1 protein-coding gene is annotated in these 661 nt (G+C 52.0%); it reads left to right on the top strand.

The genetic code is table 11. The features are described 5' to 3' along the window. Positions 1-136: 136 nt before the first annotated feature. On the top strand, positions 137-661 hold a 525-nt coding region (locus tag Abin_RS15360), incomplete at its 3' end, for a ShlB/FhaC/HecB family hemolysin secretion/activation protein (protein WP_258027434.1).

Here is a 661-nt window from a genome sequence, read left to right as displayed (position 1 = left end):
AAAAAACGGCTCAATCCGCTCCATCTGGCGCTCAGACAGCAAAAATACCTCACTCACAGGCCTACCCTCCATCGGTAAGCCTGTGAATCACAAGCTCTCGCTCAGTTCAATAAATTAATAGGTCCTGAGCCTAGGTATGCGGTTCGGTGTTGGCGCTGTTGGTACGCATTCTGCCTATGATAATCCGGGGGAAGCTGATCCCCATACGCAATATGTCAAGCCTACACTCGATATTGACGGTTACAAGCCGCTACCTCTGGGGTTGTTGTGGCATACGTCCGTGCATGGCGAATACAGCACGCGTAATCAGTTCACGACAGATCAGTTGCAGTTGGGTGGCCCTTATACCGTTCGTGGTTTTTTGCGTCAGATGCTTTTGGGGAATGACGGGATTTACATCCGTAATGATGTATCCTGGCAGTTTGCGCATCCTGGCATGAACCATGGATGCGGTGCGTATGCCGGGTTCTGTCGTCTGTTTGTCGAAGGGGCTGAACTCTACGGTATTCTTGATGGCGGAATGACCCGTGCGGGCTATCGTTCTCGTGCTCTCCCGCCTGCACTCAAGGGTGGCAATATAGCGGGTGCGGGTATCGGTATCCGAAAAACGACTGGTTCCATCTTCTGGAATGCCAACATAACGCATGCGATTGCGCGTGGA

Origin of the sequence: Acetobacter indonesiensis (genome assembly GCF_000963945.1) — a bacterium.
Lineage (GTDB): Bacteria > Pseudomonadota > Alphaproteobacteria > Acetobacterales > Acetobacteraceae > Acetobacter > Acetobacter indonesiensis.
This window is presented reverse-complemented; position numbering and strand designations above follow the sequence as displayed.